Source organism: Pseudoalteromonas sp. BMB (genome assembly GCF_001709235.1).
Lineage (GTDB): Bacteria > Pseudomonadota > Gammaproteobacteria > Enterobacterales > Alteromonadaceae > Pseudoalteromonas > Pseudoalteromonas maricaloris.
The window spans coordinates 48,973-66,447 of sequence record NZ_MBQA01000182.1 but is presented as its reverse complement, the minus strand read 5'-3'; the positions used below and the strand labels follow the sequence as shown (position 1 = coordinate 66,447).

The 17,475-nt window shown below is 43.4% G+C and carries 16 protein-coding genes; all 16 read right to left on the bottom strand.

Annotation, left to right across the window (positions count from 1 at the left end):
- Positions 1–80 precede the first annotated feature (80 nt).
- On the bottom strand, positions 81–3,170 hold the full coding sequence (locus tag BB427_RS16505) for an efflux RND transporter permease subunit (protein ID WP_069021961.1): 3,090 nt from the start codon (positions 3,168–3,170) through the stop codon (positions 81–83).
- Positions 3,167–4,228, bottom strand: a complete 1,062-nt coding sequence (locus BB427_RS16500; protein ID WP_069021959.1) for an efflux RND transporter periplasmic adaptor subunit — start codon at positions 4,226–4,228, stop codon at positions 3,167–3,169. The genes BB427_RS16505 and BB427_RS16500 overlap by 4 nt, the downstream gene beginning before the upstream one ends.
- Positions 4,229–4,721: 493 nt before the next feature.
- Positions 4,722–5,138, bottom strand: a complete 417-nt coding sequence (locus BB427_RS16495; RefSeq protein WP_010376888.1) for a F0F1 ATP synthase subunit epsilon — start codon at positions 5,136–5,138, stop codon at positions 4,722–4,724.
- Between the two features lie 13 nt (positions 5,139–5,151).
- A complete protein-coding gene (gene atpD / locus BB427_RS16490) occupies positions 5,152–6,537 on the bottom strand; it encodes a F0F1 ATP synthase subunit beta (protein ID WP_017218546.1) in 1,386 nt (461 codons plus the stop codon).
- Between the two features lie 32 nt (positions 6,538–6,569).
- Positions 6,570–7,430 (bottom strand): F0F1 ATP synthase subunit gamma, encoded by an 861-nt coding sequence (gene atpG, locus BB427_RS16485; protein WP_010604140.1) that lies wholly within the window; start codon positions 7,428–7,430, stop codon positions 6,570–6,572.
- A 52-nt stretch (positions 7,431–7,482) separates the two neighbouring features.
- Positions 7,483–9,024 carry a F0F1 ATP synthase subunit alpha gene (atpA, locus tag BB427_RS16480; protein WP_010376884.1) on the bottom strand — a complete coding sequence of 514 codons (1,542 nt, stop codon included), beginning with the start codon at positions 9,022–9,024 and terminating at the stop codon, positions 7,483–7,485.
- Positions 9,025–9,038: 14 nt separating this feature from the next.
- Positions 9,039–9,572, bottom strand: coding sequence for a F0F1 ATP synthase subunit delta (gene atpH / locus BB427_RS16475; RefSeq protein ID WP_069021957.1), 534 nt, complete (start codon positions 9,570–9,572; stop codon positions 9,039–9,041).
- A gap of 16 nt (positions 9,573–9,588) precedes the next feature.
- On the bottom strand, positions 9,589–10,059 hold the full coding sequence (atpF, locus tag BB427_RS16470; protein WP_010376882.1) for a F0F1 ATP synthase subunit B: 471 nt from the start codon (positions 10,057–10,059) through the stop codon (positions 9,589–9,591).
- A gap of 49 nt (positions 10,060–10,108) precedes the next feature.
- Positions 10,109–10,342 (bottom strand): F0F1 ATP synthase subunit C, encoded by a 234-nt coding sequence (gene atpE, locus BB427_RS16465; RefSeq protein WP_010376881.1) that lies wholly within the window; start codon positions 10,340–10,342, stop codon positions 10,109–10,111.
- Positions 10,343–10,420: 78 nt separating this feature from the next.
- Entirely contained in the window at positions 10,421–11,278 is an 858-nt protein-coding gene (atpB, locus tag BB427_RS16460; RefSeq protein ID WP_069021955.1) for a F0F1 ATP synthase subunit A, read from the bottom strand.
- Between the two features lie 15 nt (positions 11,279–11,293).
- The gene (locus BB427_RS16455; protein WP_010604145.1) at positions 11,294–11,674 is read right to left on the bottom strand and encodes an ATP synthase subunit I; all 381 of its coding nucleotides are present in this window, start codon (positions 11,672–11,674) and stop codon (positions 11,294–11,296) included.
- Positions 11,675–11,963: 289 nt separating this feature from the next.
- Positions 11,964–12,902: a ParB/RepB/Spo0J family partition protein gene (locus BB427_RS16450; protein ID WP_069021953.1), complete on the bottom strand. Its 939-nt coding sequence runs from the start codon at positions 12,900–12,902 to the stop codon at positions 11,964–11,966.
- A gap of 15 nt (positions 12,903–12,917) precedes the next feature.
- Positions 12,918–13,703, bottom strand: coding sequence for a ParA family protein (locus tag BB427_RS16445; protein WP_010376876.1), 786 nt, complete (start codon positions 13,701–13,703; stop codon positions 12,918–12,920).
- A 14-nt stretch (positions 13,704–13,717) separates the two neighbouring features.
- Complete coding sequence (gene rsmG, locus BB427_RS16440) at positions 13,718–14,338, bottom strand: 16S rRNA (guanine(527)-N(7))-methyltransferase RsmG (protein WP_069021951.1); 621 nt, start codon at positions 14,336–14,338, stop codon at positions 13,718–13,720.
- Between the two features lie 15 nt (positions 14,339–14,353).
- Entirely contained in the window at positions 14,354–16,243 is a 1,890-nt protein-coding gene (gene mnmG, locus BB427_RS16435; RefSeq protein ID WP_010604147.1) for a tRNA uridine-5-carboxymethylaminomethyl(34) synthesis enzyme MnmG, read from the bottom strand.
- Positions 16,244–16,665: 422 nt separating this feature from the next.
- Positions 16,666–17,103: an FMN-binding protein MioC gene (gene mioC, locus BB427_RS16430; protein ID WP_010604148.1), complete on the bottom strand. Its 438-nt coding sequence runs from the start codon at positions 17,101–17,103 to the stop codon at positions 16,666–16,668.
- Positions 17,104–17,475: the final 372 nt, after the last annotated feature.

Sequence of the window (17,475 nt, the reverse complement as noted above, 5' to 3'; positions counted from 1 at the left end):
TAGATAAGGGGATAATTTAATATATTATTAAAAACAATGAGTTAGCTCATTCCTTATCCAAACCTCAGGTTAAATAAATATTATGAAACCGTTTCAGCGTGCGGGAAGTGGGCTTCTCGCTCTTTGTGTTTAGCGAAAACGGGTAAACTTAACAAGGCAGCCATAACAGAAAGAGAAAATATAGCACTGAATGTCATACCACCAACGATCACAATGGCCAAGCCACGATAAATCTCCGAACCCACGCCAGGAATAATGGCCAGAGGCAACATTCCAAAAATACTCGTCAGTGTACTCATATATATAGGCCGCGCTCGTGATTTAATCGCTAACTGAATTTTATCGCCTATGGTATAGCGCAAACTATCAAGTTCATTAAAATGACCTACAAACAGAATAGCATTATTAATAACGAGTCCTATTAGAATGATGAACCCCATCATTGAGATGACATCTAAGGGTTGATAGGTAAAAAGATTAACGGTATTGAGTGCTAACATCCCGCCAATCAGTGCAATAGGTAACGATAGCATAATAGCCAAACCATTGCGGAAAGACTTAAACCACCCGGATACAAGTAAAAATAGAATTAGCATTGCAAAGCTAAACTGCTGCAGCATATCCGAAATAAGCTCATTTAATTTACTCGCGCTACCACGATAGGACACCGAAACAGACTGTGGCATATGCTGCTCAATAATAGGGGTCACTTGAACTTTGAGATCGTCAATAAAAGTAGATAAGGGAACGCTAGGCGGTGGCGTTACATTAATTGATAATGTACGAAAGCCATTTAGACGATATAAAGAACTTGGCCCGACATCCAACTCATAATCAACTAAGGTCCTTAACAGGGTGACTTTGTTTTCAAGTGGGAAATACAACGGTGTATCCATTACATTATTGATGGCATCCCAATCTTCCCCTTTGATATAGATTGGTAAGTTTTTTGTGCCATTAGAATATTCCCCAATATAGACACCGTCGGTCAGAGCACGTAACTTCTGTGACAAATTATACTGGGACTCTCCCAACTCAAGCAGCTGATTGTCTTTTGGAGTAAAGATAATTTGTGGGTCATCATTATAAAGCGGTGTGTTGCTCCACGGGTTGGCATAACCCATATTGGTATTTAGATGCTCATACACTTCTCGCCCAATTAATTGCAAATCATCCAGCGACGTACCGGTAAAGTCGATAGTAACCCGACGATTGGTAGACAAACCAAAACCAAGTAAAGAGTTAAAGTTGGCATACACATTCGCATGTGGAAAAGCCGCTTCCAGTGTATTTTTTGCCCAAGATTTTAATTGCTCAGCCTGCTCAGGTTCTTTGGGGTATAGCACTAACTGGACCGACGAACTTCCCGAAACAAATGACAAAAATTTATCAATCAGCGGACCTTGTTGCTGTTCCTGCTCCGCTTCAATCAATTGATTTATGGGCATCAACAACTCACTGGTTAACGCTTCATGATTCATACTTTGATTGACATTAACAGACACGTTAACGCGCGTTCCTTCCACTTGCGGTAGAATGTTCAACTTAGGCGCGAGTAATATCAGTCCGGCGATTGGTACTACCACTAATAACAGGAGCATCGCACTTCGGTTTCGTGAACTTACTACCATACGTGCAAGGCGTGCAGAAATTCTATCGACAAAATCTCCTGTCGTATCAAGTGCTTTGATACTAGGCAAAATATAGCGTAAAAGCAGTGGTAACAGCAGTAAAGCAACAAACAAAGAAGCGCCTAGAGCCGATGAAATAGTGATGGCCAAATCGTGGAATAACTTGCCCTCTGCACTTTGCATCAAAAGTATTGGAGCAAATACGATGATGCTAGATACCACTGAATTTACCAGCGCTCCCGATACCTCAGCCATCGTTTTACGTATCGCATCTACAACACGCTCCCCCTGCTCTCGATATCGCACTGCAGTTTCAACCACGACGATTGCAGCATCCAAAATCATGCCCGTCGACAGAGCAATACCGGCAAGCGATATCACATTAAATGTTCTACCCAAAACCTGCATAGCCAAAAATGTGGCCAAAATGGAAATTGGTAAACTGATGAATATCACCGCGATAACAGGGAGCTTTCTAACAAATAAAAATAGAATTAAAGTAGATAATACAACCCCAAGGATCAGGTTATTTTGCACCATACTTACTGCACTATTGATGGTTTTAGAGTCATCCTTGGTCAATTCCATTTGTACACCTAGCTCAGGCAGTACTGTAGTATTGAGTTCAGTCATCACTTTTCTTAGCTGTGCCAAAGATGCCAAAGCATTTGAGCCAGTTGCAGCATTAACGCTAACATAAAAAGCTTGCTGTCGCTTCCAGTAAACTGGCGATGAATCAGTAACAAAGGCATTTTCGATGTAGGCAACATCACCGAGTGTAACCACCTTTTGTTCATTCTTAGCGATAACTAACCCATTGAGATCTGAGATATCACGACGACCCTCAAAACGTACCGCAAAGTTGCGTGTACCTTGTTCAACGATACCGACACTTTGATCTAGAGAATTGCGCAAAATATTTAGCATTTGATCTATCGTCAACGTGTATTTAGTCAACTTTTCAGGGTCAAAAATAATATCTATGCGCTGTTCAGTTGACGCTAAAGGCGAGAGGCTGCTAATGCCCGGAATCGCTAGGATTCTAGGTCTGACATATTTCTCAAATACTTCTGTGTATCTTGCTCGATCAGCCGGAATCCCTGCACTATTTGGGAAAAGTACTAGGCCGGCAATGCTGCCTTTATTATCTTTTGACTTGTTTTGAATGATTGGTTCTAGTGCTGTTTTTGGCCGCGTATTAAATTGATTCATCTTATCGATAACTTCAATATAAGCCTCCTGCATATCGGTGCCAGGCTGAAAGGTCATATTTACCCAAGCAAACCCAGTCCCAGTATCGGTTTCATAACGCAACACTCCGGGCACTTTACTTAGCAGCTCCTCTACTGGTTCAACAATCTGACGCTCCATTTCCATGGGCGATGCGCCCGGCCAGAAGTTTCCTACAACAATTCGGTCTTCACCAATATCTGGAAGTAATTGAACAGGGAGTTTGGGTATAGCGGCAATACCCAAGATGATTATGATGAGAAAAAAACTCACCACGTAGTGAGGGTTTTTCAGTATTCTGCTATTCATAATTGAGCTACCCTTTCATCCACTTTTACTACATCACCGGATTTCAAACCTAGCCCACCTCGAGTGACAACAACCTCCCCGGCAGATAATGCACCGCTCACGACATAATCACCATTAATGCCAGCAAGCACCTTTACATTGGCTTTTTCTACTGAACTATCAGCTTTTAACTTGTAAACAAAACTATCCTTTCCTCTTGGGATCAGCGCATCACCAGGGATAAGCAGACTATTTGGTATCGTGATTGTGAGTTGTATGGACAGGTTAGAGCCTAATACTAGCTTATCTTTCAATCCAGGTTCCGGTTCAACAAATAGCTTTACAGCGCCAGTCCCTACACTTACTTCAGGTACTACTCTCGCGACTTTGGCTGTGCCTATACGCTTCGGTACCTGTAGCTCACTTTCGATGCTCAGTTCAGCATGCTCATCAATATAATCAAGTAGTTCAATGGGAAGCTGACTAGATAGCTCAATCGCAGCAAAATTATTGACTCTTGCAATCGCATCCCCTTCTTGGACAAATTCGCCTTTACGTACGAAGGTTTCTGCAACAAAGCCACTTTCAGAAGCACGAATTGTGCTAAGCGAAATATGTCTTTGGATTTCTGTCAGACTGATTTCAAGCTCAGATACCTTATTTTTGGCGCTCGCAAGCTCATAAGTAAGCTGATCTAACTCCGATTGATTAACACTTTTAGTTTTTGATAAGGTTTCGAGTCGCTTTAACTCAACATTAAGATGCTGTACCTGAGCCTCAGCTTGGTGAATCTCAAAGCGCTTTTTTTGCTCCGACAACGATAGAAATTGAGTATCCAATTGTGCAATCACATCGCCAGCATTTACTCGCTCTCCAATCTTTTTAATCCTAAGAACGTGCGCGCTGCTGTAACTAGATAGTACGATGGCATCTGAATCAACAACCTCTGCAACCAACTTACTCGTGATCCCTCGGCTATTTTCGACAACCGGAGCGGTAGTCACGATACGCTGCGCCAAGCTGTGCTGAGACACAAGGAGTAGCAACAACACACCGACTTGATGCGTAAAAATTTTCATAACTTGATCCCCGTTGATTTCACTTTTCTCTGTGTTTGTTTGGTTGAGTTTAGAGAGTAGAAAGCGGATACGAGAAGTGAAGTGTTGTTACCTCACGCCACAACGTGTGACCAAGTAATTATTAGCTTAATAAACATATAGTTATAACAACAAATACAAAAAGTAATGAATCGTGACAAACAGCTTAAGCCTGCATATTTGATACGTCAGCATTCCTAAAAAAGAACTTCAACATAAAGAATTAACACTGTCACAATAAGTTGGTGGCCATTTTGTAGCTCTCCTAAGAGTAGGAAAGGTTAAATGTACTAAGTGATACCAATTCGCTTAATTAAGTGAATTGGAATAAACCCAAGGAGGCAACCTCGGTGAGAAATCTTGAACTTCGTTTGGGTCGGTCGGCTTGATACTTTCAAATTGATTGGGTGGTATACACAGTGCATAAAAAAACCCACGCAATGCGTGGGTTTTTGATAACCAGATAGGTGGTTGCTTATTTGCGCAGCTGGCGAATAACGCGTAGTTGAGCAAGGGCTTCTTCTAGTTGTACTGCAGCTTGTTGGTAATCCAACTCACCAGTAGTACCAGAAGCCATTTGCGCTTGCGCTTCACGTTTAGCTTCTTCAGCAGCCTGCTCGTCAAGCTCTTCCGCACGAATAGCAACGTCCGCTAGAACAGTTACTGTTTGTGGTTGAACTTCAAGCGTACCGCCTGCAACGTAGATAACTTCTTCTGAGCTATCTGCTTTAACCAAACGTACCATACCAGGTTTTAGGCCAGTCAGTAGTGGCGCGTGACCTGGATGAATACCAAGCTCACCTTCACTACCTGTCACTTGGATAGTAGTCACAGCGCCAGAGAACAAGCTCTGCTCTGCACTTACTACATCAAGGTGTACTGTCATTGCCATAACAACCTCCTAATTACATGTTTTTAGCTTTATCGATCGCTTCGTCGATTGAGCCAACCATGTAGAATGCCTGCTCAGGCATATCATCGTAATCACCGTTTAGGATGCCCTTAAAGCCAGAGATTGTGTCTTTAAGAGATACGTATTTACCAGGAGCACCTGTAAATACCTCAGCAACGAAGAACGGCTGAGATAGGAAACGCTGGATCTTACGTGCACGAGATACAACTTGCTTATCTTCGTCAGATAGCTCGTCCATACCTAGAATTGCGATGATGTCTTTCAGCTCTTTATAACGCTGAAGAACTGTCTGAACGCCACGTGCTGTGTCGTAGTGCTCTTGACCGATAACTTGTGGGTCAAGCTGACGTGAAGTTGAATCTAGAGGGTCTACCGCAGGGTAGATACCTAGAGACGCGATATCACGAGAAAGTACTACTGTGGCATCTAAGTGAGCAAACGTTGTTGCTGGAGATGGGTCAGTCAAGTCATCCGCAGGTACGTATACCGCTTGGATTGAAGTGATTGAACCTGTCTTAGTTGATGCGATACGCTCCTGTAGAACACCCATTTCTTCAGCTAGTGTAGGCTGGTAACCTACTGCTGAAGGCATACGACCTAGAAGTGCTGATACTTCAGTACCTGCTAGTGTATAACGGTAGATGTTATCTACGAAGAATAGTACGTCACGACCTTCGTCACGGAACTTCTCAGCCATTGTTAGACCAGTTAGTGCAACACGTAAACGGTTACCCGGTGGCTCGTTCATCTGACCATATACTAGAGATACTTTGTCTAGTACGTTTGAGTCGTTCATCTCATGGTAGAAGTCATTACCCTCACGAGTACGCTCACCAACACCTGCGAATACTGAGTAACCGCTGTGCTCGATTGCGATGTTACGGATAAGTTCCATCATGTTTACGGTTTTACCTACACCCGCACCACCGAATAGACCAACTTTACCACCTTTAGCGAATGGACATACAAGGTCGATAACCTTGATACCAGTCTCTAGAAGCTCAACAGAGTTGCTTTGATCTTCGTATGATGGTGCTGCACGGTGAATAGACCAACGCTCTTCTTCACCGATAGGACCCGCTTCGTCAATCGCGTCACCAAGAACGTTCATGATACGACCTAGTGTTGCTGTACCAACTGGAACCTTGATTGGCTCAGCTGTACCTTGTACTGGAGTACCACGACGTAGACCGTCTGTACTACCTAGTGCGATACCACGTACCACACCGCCACCTAGCTGCTGTTGCACTTCTAGTGTCAAACCAGCTAAGTCGCCTTCTGTAACTTTTAGTGCGTCATATACGGCTGGCACGTTGTCTTGTGGAAACTCGATGTCCACAACGGCGCCGATAATTTGGACGACCTTACCTAAACTCATGTCTATTCCTCTTATTAAACTTTGCCGAAGCGTTACACGGCAGCCGAACCGCTCACAATCTCACTGATTTCTTGTGTGATTGCGGCTTGACGTGCCTTGTTGTATACCAGCTGTAGCTCATCAATCAGGCCACCTGCGTTATCAGTTGCGGCTTTCATCGCAACCATACGGGCAGCTTGCTCAGAGGCAGCATTCTCAACTACGCCTTGGTAAACCTGAGACTCAATAAAGCGCACAATTAGTGTCTCTAAAATCGCCTCTGGGCTTGGCTCATATAAGTAATCCCAAGCGTGAGCTGATACTTCTTCTTCAGCTTTTGGCAAAGGTAATAACTGATCGATAACAGGCTCTTGTTTCATTGTATTGACAAACTTGTTGTACACAACGAATAAGCGGTCAATTTTGCCTTCTTCGTATGCATCTAGCATTACTTTTACAGGACCAATTACGTCCTGAATTGAAGGTGCATCTCCCAGCCCTGCCTTTTTGGCTTCAAGCGAACCACCAAAACGTCTAAAGAAACCAGCAGCTTTGCTACCTAGTGTTGCGAACGACGCCTCAACACCTTTTTCTTTCCACGCTTTCACGTCTTTCGCTACACGCTTAAACTCGTTTGAGTTTAAGCCACCACAAAGACCACGGTCTGTAGAGATAACGATATAACCAACTCGTTTCACATCACGTTCTTCAAGGAACGGGTGATGGAAATCAAGATTAGCCTGAGCAACACGACCGATCACTTTGCGTAAGTTTTCAGCGTATGGACGACTAGACGCTACGCGTTCTTGTGCCTTCTTCATTTTAGAAGCGGCAACCATCTCCATTGCGCTGGTGATCTTTTGAGTATTCTTGATACTCCCGATCTTGCTTTTTATCTCTTTTCCGCTGGCCATGACTCTCTCTCCGAATCTCGGTGAGTAGTTACCTACTCACCTTAATAACACATTACCAAGTTTGCGTAGACTTGAACTTCTCAAGAAGCTCTTTAAGCTGCGCTTCGATCTCGGCGTTGTAGTTACCAGTTTCATTGATTTGAGCCATTAGCTCTGCGTACTCGCTCTTAGCAAATGCGATTAGGCTTGCTTCGAAATCAAGGATCTTGTTGATTTCGATATCTTTTAGGAAGCCTTTCTCTACTGCAAATAGCGATAATGACATATCAGCAACAGACATCGGTGCGTACTGTTTCTGCTTCATTAGCTCTGTTACACGCTCACCGTGTTCAAGCTGTGCACGTGTTGCATCATCAAGGTCAGAAGCGAACTGAGAGAACGCCGCTAGTTCACGGTACTGAGCTAGCGCTAGACGGATACCACCACCTAGTTTCTTAACAATCTTAGTTTGAGCTGCACCACCTACACGAGATACCGAGATACCAGCGTTAACAGCTGGACGGATACCTGCGTTGAACAAGTCAGTTTCTAAGAAGATCTGACCGTCAGTGATTGAGATAACGTTGGTAGGTACGAATGCAGAAACGTCACCACCTTGAGTTTCAATGATTGGCAATGCCGTCAATGAACCTGTTTTACCTTTCACTTCACCATTAGTGAACTTCTCAACGTAGTCAGCGTTTACACGAGACGCACGCTCTAGAAGACGTGAGTGAAGATAGAAAACGTCACCTGGGTATGCTTCACGGCCTGGTGGACGCTTAAGTAGTAGTGAGATTTGACGGTAAGCAACAGCTTGCTTAGACAAATCATCATATACGATTAGTGCATCTTCACCGCGGTCACGGAAGTATTCACCCATAGTACAACCAGAGAACGGCGCTAGGAATTGTAGCGCTGCAGATTCTGATGCAGAAGCAACTACTACTATAGTGTTTGCAAGTGCACCGTGCTCTTCTAGTTTACGTACTACGTTAGCAATTGTTGACGCTTTTTGACCAACCGCTACGTACACACACTTAACGCCTGTGTCTTTTTGGTTGATGATAGCATCGATTGCTAGTGCTGTTTTACCAGTCTGACGGTCACCGATCACAAGCTCACGCTGACCACGACCAACTGGGATCATCGCATCGATAGACTTATAACCAGTTTGTACTGGCTCATCTACTGATTGACGCTCGATTACGCCAGGTGCGATTTTTTCAACTGGTTCAAAACCATCGTTATCAACAGCGCCTTTACCGTCGATTGGCTCACCTAGCGTGTTAACAACACGACCTAGTAGACCACGGCCTACTGGTACTTCAAGGATACGACCAGTTGATTTAACTTTTACGCCTTCTTTAAGGTCAGCGTATGGACCCATTACTACAGCACCTACTGAGTCACGCTCAAGGTTTAGTGCGATAGCATAACGGTTGCCAGGAAGCTCGATCATCTCACCCTGCATACAGTCAGCAAGACCGTGGATGCGGATGATACCGTCGGTAACAGATACGATAGTACCTTCGTTACGCGCTTCACTTACAACTTCAAACTGCTCAATGCGTTGCTTGATCAGTGCAGAAATTTCTGTGGAATTAAGTTGCATGCTCTTTTTCCCAATTACGATTGTAGCGACGTCGCAAGACGATCTAACTTGCCACGAACAGAACCGTCGATTACGGTGTCATCGGCTTTAATCACTAGGCCACTTACAATGGCTTCGTCGATGCTACAATTCAGCTTAACTTTGCGTGCGAAACGTTTCTCAAGTGCCGCGACCAATTTTGCTTGCGTATCATCTGCAAGCACTGTTGCTGAAACCACATCTACTTCGATTTCTTTGTCATAGTCTGCTTTTAATTCAGCAAACAATTCTGCAACAGCTGGAATGGCGGCTAAACGCTCATTTTCGGCCATCAGCTTGATAAGATTTTGACCTTGTTCGTTGAGTTGCTCAGCACATAACTTGATAATGATTTCAGACTGCTGTGATTCAGTAGCAATGCTACCAAGTAGCGCCTGAACCTGCTCGTCGCTGGTAACTTGACCAGCGAAGAACAGCATTTCATTCCAAGCTTCAACTGTGCCTTTTTCAACGGCAAGTTCAAAAGCCGCTTTAGCGTATGGGCGAGCGATAGTAGTCAATTCAGACATGCTCATACCCTCCTACTTAAAGCTCAGCGACAAGTTTTTCAACGATGTCACTGTGTGTGGCTTGATTGATTTCACGCTCTAAAATCTTCTCAGCGCCTGCGATAGAAAGTGCAGCGACTTGTGAACGCAGCTCTTCTTTCACACGGTTGCGCTCAGACTCAATTTCAGAGTGTCCCTGAGCAATGATTTTTTCACGCTCTTGCTGACCACGAGTAGTCTCTTCGTCAACAATCAGCGCAGCACGCTTCTTAGCTTGTTCAATGATTTCAGCCGCTTGTGCTTTCGCTTCTTTCAGCTGTTCAGCACCTTGTGCACGTACGCGCTCAAGTTCTTTCTCAGCTTCATCAGATGCCGCTAAACCATCTTCAATTTTCTTCTGGCGAGCTTCAATCGCACCATTTAGTGGTGGCCATACGAACTTCATACAGAACCATACGAAGACCACAAATGCGATTAATTCACCTATTAGAGTGGCGTTTAAGTTCACGACCGCTCCTCCTTACTTGACAGTTGTTCGTTTCAGGTATTTTGCAATATTAAAGAGCGAACAACATGTACATAGCGATACCTACACCGATCATTGCAACGGCATCGATAAGACCAGCTAGGATGAACATTTTAACTTGTAGTGAAGGCGCAAGCTCAGGTTGACGAGCACATGCTTCTAGGAACTTACCACCCATGTTACCGAAGCCTAGTGCAGTACCGATAGCACCAAAACCGATTAGTAGTGCAACAGCGATAAGTTTAATAGCAACTGCGATTTCCATTTTTATCTCCAAAGTTTTAATAGTAAATTAAAGTTTAAGTTTAAATTTAAGTTGTAAAAATCTTTATTATTCAGCAGATTAGTGACTTTTTGTACTAGCCATGCTGAGGTAAACGATAGTCAGCATCATAAATACAAATGCCTGAAGTACGATTACCATAATGTGGAATACTGCCCACACGAAGTGCAGTGGTAACTGCATCAAACCAATTGCACCGATAAGGATGAAGATCATCTCACCTGCGTATAAGTTACCGAACAAACGTAGTGCTAGCGAGAACGGCTTAGCAACCAATGCGATTGTTTCAAGTAGTAAGTTAAACGGGATCAACACTGCCATCATTAGTTTGTTTTTAGAGCTAAATGGGTGCAATGTTAATTCTGCAATAAAGCCACCGATACCTTTGATTTTAATTGAATAACCGATCATCAGAATAAACACGCCTAGCGCCAGTGCTGCTGTCATGTTTAAGTCTGTTGTAGGTACAATCTTCATGTACACATCGTGTGAATCCATACCAAATGCTTGTTCACCAACAAAGCCAGCGAATGCAGGTAGGAAGTCAACTGGAATCAAATCCATCAAGTTCATTAGGAATACCCAAACGAAGACCGTTAGGGCTAAAGGTGCAACTAACTTGCTATTACCATGATAAGTGTCACGTACGTTGGCACCAACGAACTCAACAACCATCTCGATAAAGCACTGGAATTTACCAGGAACACCTATAGTGGATTTTTTAGCGGCACTTCGGAAGATCCATAAAAATATCAGACCTAAACCGATTGACCATGCGAGGGTATCTACATGCCATGTCCAGAAACCACTATCCGCACATGCTTTGTTGAAGGCAAGACCGGCATCGGTCGAGCACATCTTGGCATTGGTCAAGTGGTGCTGAATATGGCTTGATAGAGTAACTTCTTCTGCAGCCATGTTTTATCCCAAAAGTTAATGATTAAAAAAAATCAGGACCAACCATTGTGTCAGCATCACGAGCATATACGCGCCAAAGAAAGGCAGCATCATTACTGAAAAATGCTTAAAAATCAGTGCAAAGAGCACAACAGTTAGCAAAAATTTTAATCCATTTCCTCGTTTTATCGAGGAATATACTTGATTTGCTTTGCTTGCACCCATAAATCGAAAGGCGTAAGCAGCAAATACAAAATTAGGGAGTACCAACACAGCGCCGCCAGCTAATGCTGAAACTCCGGCTTGTACTCCCCAACCTATAAAAACGATTACTGCAGCGACTAATGCTACGATACCCTGAATCAAAACACCTTGTAATGCGGCTCGCCTGTATGGGCGGGCTAACGAATGAGTCACTTTATATTAACCTTAATGACGTTAAATTTTATCAGGGTATGAAAACTGGCGAAATTATACTTGTTTCTGCTTAATTTGCAACTTGACGAGGCGAAATGTGACGTTTTTTGGACGCCAAATAGGTCAAAATTTGTTAGGGAGGAAGGCTTAAATTAAAGCCTGTACAAGAGTGGCTATTTTTCCATCAAAGTTCTTCGTATTCTCGCTATTTCGCAGCATATTGGTGAGGAAATAGCGGCGCAAAATAAAGCACCGCATTCACGGATTAGTCAATTGGTTAAGTTTACCGTTAGTCAGCTTCATTCATTTCAGGGTTAATACGCCCCAAAATACCATCAAGCTCATCCAAACTAGCATAGGAAATAACCAGTTTACCTTTGCCTTTTTGGTTGTAGTTGATCTCAACTTTCGCGCCTAAGTTTTCCTGTAATTGCTGTTCAAGCAGCTTCACATCAGGATCTTTTTGCTTCGCTTCTTTTTTCTCAACAGGCTCTAAAATGGTACGAACCAGTTTTTCGGTTTCTCTTACGGTTAATCCCTTAGCAACAGCAGTTCTTGCCGCTTCAGATTGCGCTTCGTCAGTTAGGGCAAGTAAACAACGAGCATGGCCCATTTCTATGTCGCCATGTTCCAACAAGATTTTTACATCATCGTTGAGATTGTTGAGACGAAGTAAATTGGTGACCGTCGTACGCGATTTGCCAACCGCATCGGCAACTTGCTGATGCGTGAGTTCAAATTCATTGAGCAATCTATCTAGAGCAATTGCTTCTTCCATTGCATTGAGGTCTTCACGCTGAATGTTTTCAATAAGCGCAATTGCAACAGCCGCTTCATCCGGCACATCTTTGATTAAACAAGGAACGGTATCTTGCTTTGCCAGTTGTGCCGCACGCCAACGTCTCTCACCGGCAATAATTTCAAAGCTTTGCGTGGTAACTTTACGCACCACAATAGGCTGTAAAATCCCCTGTGAACGGATCGAACTCGCCAGTTCCTCAAGTGCCTGTTCAGACATATCTTTACGCGGCTGATATTTACCCGGCTTTAGCCACTCAATAGGTAATCGTTGTAACTCTAGTTCAACCGCCGATTCGGCAGGTGCTTCACTGACTGTCGCAACCGCTTCTTGTTGATTAGGCACTGGTGCCGCAGCACTTGGATTAGGTTTAGCTGAGCTGAGTAGGGCATCCAACCCTCGGCCTAAACCACGTTTTTTAACCGACATGTTCTTTTTATCCTCTTAGGCAACCGCAGCTGCTTGCTTTTCTTTGCGTCTTAGCATTTCACCCGCTAGCGCTAGATAAGCTTTCGCACCGCTTGATGCTCTATCATAATACATCGCAGGCGCTCCAAAACTTGGCGCCTCCGCTAATCGCACATTACGAGGGATCACAGTCCGGTACACTTTATCGCCAAAGTGTTGTTTTAACTGTTCAGATACGTCGTTAGCTAGACGATTACGCGGGTCGTACATAGTGCGCAAAATGCCTTCAATTTGCAATCCTGGATTCACCAACTTACCGAGTTGGGTAATGGTGTCCATTAAAGCTGTTAATCCCTCCAGTGCATAATATTCACACTGCATCGGAACTAAAACCGCATCGGCGGCAGCCATGGCATTTACCGTTAGCATATTTAATGAAGGTGGACAGTCGATAAATATATACTCATATTTATCTTTTATCGTCTCAAGGGCGTTGCGTAGTCTCACTTCGCGCGCAAACAACTCCATCAGTTTGACTTCTGCCGCGGTTACATCCCCATTGGCTGCGATCAAATGATACTCACCACTGGTTTCTGTGGTGATCACTTGATCCATTGGCGCTTCTTCGATCAACAGATCATAAACCGTTGCGACATCGGCGTATTTATCAACACCACTGCCCATGGTTGCATTACCTTGGGGATCGAGATCGATCAACAGAACTTTACGTTTAGTCGCCGCCATGGACGCGGCTAAATTCACCGCAGTGGTTGTTTTACCAACACCACCTTTTTGGTTTGCTATTGCAATGACTCTTGCCACATTGTCCTCGACAATTAATCTTTAGAAAGAATGATTAAATGGCGCTCACCTTCAAGCTTGGGCACCACTAAACTAATATCTTGCGATAAACTCACGCCGTTTGGTAATTGTTCTAGCTCATCCGCAGGGTATTGACCCTTTAGTGCTAAGAATACACCTTGGTTATCGATTAAATGTGAACACCACTGGATCATATCTTGTAGTGATGCAAAAGCACGGCTGAGTACACCGTCTAATTTAACACTTGGCTGATATTCTTCAACTCGAGACTGCACAGGGGTAACATTCTCGATGCCAAGCCCATGTTTTACCTGCATTAAAAATCGAACTCTTTTACCAAGGCTATCAAGAAGAACAAAATTGATGTCCGGTCTAGCTATCGCTAAAACCATACCCGGTAAACCCGGTCCGGTGCCAACATCAATATAGTTACTGCCCGTTAGGTGTGGCGCAACAACCAAAGAATCCATGATGTGTTTTACCATCATTTCTTTTGGGTCACGAACGGAAGTGAGGTTGTAGGCTTTGTTCCATTTATCCAGCAGCTGGACATATTCGACCAACTGCTGCTTTTGTTGTTCGCTGAGCTCGATTGAGGTATCAGGGAGTAATTCATTCAATTGTTCTAATAACACAGTGTTCCACTGCTATTACGCCGACTTACGTAATAGCCCTTGCTTTTTCAGATACACTAATAATAGCGAAATAGCAGCAGGGGTGATACCAGAAATACGTGAAGCTTGGCCAATCGTTTGTGGACGAGCATCACTTAGCTTTGCCACAACCTCATTTGACAAGCCGCTTACCTGAGCATAATCAAACTCAGCAGGCAGTAATGTCTCTTCATGACGAAGCTGTTTATTAATCTCATCTTGTTGGCGCGCAATGTAACCGGCGTACTTAGTTTGGATCTCAACCTGTTCAAGGGCTGGAATATTATCAAACTCAGAGCCTAATCCTTCGATTGCCATCAGGTCGTGATAATTAACCTCTGGGCGGCGGATCAGATCTTCAAGACTGGCTTCGCGTACCAGTGGTTTTTTCAATAATCCATTTACCGCTTCAAGTGCAGGGTGATCTTTATGGATCCAAGTATTGCGTAGACGCTGTGCTTCTTGTTCCATAACTTCAAGCTTGTCGTTGTATGCAGCCCAGCGTTCATCGTCAACTAAACCTAATTCGCGACCTTTTTCCGTTAGACGTAAATCCGCATTGTCCTCACGCAGTAACAAACGGTATTCAGCACGAGAGGTAAACATACGATAAGGTTCTTTTGTACCAAGCGTTGCTAAGTCGTCAATCAACACACCGGCATAAGCTTCATCACGGCGCGGTGTCCATGCTTCACGGCCTTGAACTTGAAGCGCTGCGTTCATACCCGCAATCAGCCCTTGGGCACCAGCTTCTTCATAACCGGTTGTACCATTTATTTGACCAGCGAAGAATAAGCCATTGATAAACTTAGTTTCTAATGATTGCTTTAGGTCACGAGGATCGAAGAAGTCGTACTCAATTGCATAACCAGGACGACAAATATGCGCATTCTCAAAGCCTTTAATAGAACGCACGATCTCCAGTTGGATATCAAATGGTAAGCTGGTGGAGATACCATTTGGATACAGCTCGTATGACGTTAAGCCTTCAGGTTCTACGAAGATCTGATGTTTTTCTTTATCAGCAAAACGCACAATCTTATCTTCGATTGAAGGGCAGTAACGCGGACCAATCCCCTCAATCACGCCAGCATACATCGGCGAACGATGTAAGTTATTGCGGATCACATCGTGGGTTTTTTCATTGGTATAGGTGATATAACAAGGGATCTGTTTTGGATGATCAGATACTTTGCCCATAAACGAGAAAACCGGAGTAGGGGTATCGCCTGGTTGCTCTTGCATCACTGAAAAATCAACTGTTCTTGCATCGATACGTGGTGGGGTACCTGTTTTTAGACGATCAACTCTAAAAGGCATTTCACGTAAACGTTCAGCCAAAGCGATAGAAGGAGGATCGCCAGCACGGCCGCCTTTGAAGTTTTCTAAACCAATATGGATCTGGCCACCCAAGAAAGTACCAACCGTTAGCACTACTGAAGAAGCGCTAAAGCGTAAACCCATTTGAGTTACGACACCTTTGACCTGATCGCCTTCAACAATCAGATCATCACAAGATTGTTGGAAGATCTTTAAGTTTTCTTGATGTTGCAAAATGTCTTGGATCGCAGCTTTATACAATGCGCGATCTGCCTGAGCACGAGTCGCTCGTACCGCAGGGCCTTTCGATGAATTAAGCGTTCGAAATTGGATCCCACCTTTGTCGATTGCTTTGGCCATTGCACCACCAAGCGCATCGATCTCTTTAACCAAATGACCTTTACCAATCCCACCAATAGCTGGGTTACACGACATTTGGCCTAAGGTATCCATATTGTGTGTTAACAATAAGGTATTCATACCCATACGTGCAGCTGCAAGTGCAGCTTCAGTGCCTGCGTGTCCACCACCAACAACGATGACATCAAAATGTTCATGATAAATCATTTACGGGATCCTACTTAAAACAACCGAGCAAATTTAGAAAGGATGCGTATTCTACCTAGAATTAACCAGAAGTGAAATGGTTAAACTTTGCACAACGCAAAAAAGAGATCACTTAAAATATATAAGGATCTTTTTAAAGATCTTTATTGATCTTACTACTACTGATCCTTTGATCTGTGAATAGTTTTGTATTCCTGTTTAGATCCAACTGCTTAACTAAGATCAATTGGTGTGAATTAGATCGGATCAATGGGCTTAAAACCTTTGATCAACTTGCCACTTTATTCACAGGGCTAGATCTCAATTATTTTATCCAATGGATAAGTAAGCGTAGATCAGCAGTTAGATCATAGGTTATCCACAATACGATCTAAAATAGACTGAATTTGTGAATAACTTCTGTGTATTTCAATGTTGCAGCGTTAAGCGACACATTCAACAAACTTAGGTAGCCAAGCAATAGCGGTATCTTCTGGTAGATCTGGGTGTAAAACATCGATCTTTTCAATGTCTAACAACTGTGTCGCACCTTTTTCTTTAAGTAGATCAGCAAGATTAATAGCTGCATGATTAAAGGTGTCGTAACTTGAATCACCAATTCCCACTACCGCAAAGCGTAACTGGCTTAGATCTGAGCTCGCTTTTAATGCTGATATAAAAGGTAATAAGTTTTCTGGATAGTCACCGGCCCCATAGGTTGATGTCACCACCAGCCAAAGTGCTTGCTGACAAGCTTCAAGCTCGGGTTTTTCATGCAAATTCACGGTATAACCTTGAGATTCAAGCGATTCCATTAGCTGTTCAGCAACGTATTCTGCTGATCCCATTTGGCTGCCTACAATAAGATCTAAAGTTTGCATTGTTACCCTTACCTAAGTCGTATTGCGCGCCATCTTAGCGTTTAACGTGAATATGTAAAGAGGGCTTTAAGGTTATTGGATAAAAATATTTGCACAAATAGTGTGTGATTTTTAATGTCTTTATTTATCTACATGAAATAAAAAGAAAAAATAAAATATTCCTAAGCTTAACTCGGTGATTTATTTGTGGATAATCTATGGGATAGCTGAGCCTAAAAATACTTTTTTAAACCAAGGCGCATGCTTGAAACGGTAAGATCTCCGCTGTTTTTGAACAAATTTTGAGGTTGTGGATGAGGTGTTGTGGATAACGATCTAAAAGCTGGAAGTCGATCCAGTCTTTTAGATCTATATAGTTAGATCCATATAATA